The organism is Kocuria rosea (assembly GCF_023715525.1).
In the GTDB taxonomy this organism is placed as follows: domain Bacteria; phylum Actinomycetota; class Actinomycetes; order Actinomycetales; family Micrococcaceae; genus Kocuria; species Kocuria rosea_A.
The window spans coordinates 1-396 of the sequence record NZ_JAMBOG010000066.1; the positions used below are offsets into that span (position 1 = coordinate 1).

The 396-nt window shown below is 80.8% G+C and carries 1 pseudogene; it reads left to right on the forward strand.

Annotated elements, in window-relative coordinates:
• A pseudogene (locus M3185_RS16985) lies at positions 1–396 on the forward strand (adenylyltransferase/sulfurtransferase MoeZ); the annotation flags it as partial.

The window sequence follows — 396 nt, forward strand, 5'->3', positions numbered from 1 at the left end:
CCATGGCCGTGGAGGCGATCAAGCTGATCACCGGGATCGGCACCACCATGCTCGGGCGGGTCGCCACCTACGACGCCCTCTCGGCGCGGTGGTGGGAGATCCCGCTGGCCCCCACCCCCGGGCGCCCAGCGGTCCCCGCCCACACCGGCGCCCACGCCGGGGCCCACGCCGGCGAGGACGGGCCCACCGGCACGGTGCCGGGCGCGGCGGCGGGTGCGGCGGCGGGTGCGGCGGCGGGTGCTGCCGCCGGGGACGCGCCCACGGTCACCGCCCGGCAGCTGGCCGCGATGCTGGCCGCCCGGGGCCGGGGGGAGGCCGACTTCGAGCTGCTCGACGTGCGCGAGCCCTACGAGGCCCGGCTGGCGGCGATCCCCGGGGCGCGGCTGGTCCCGCTGG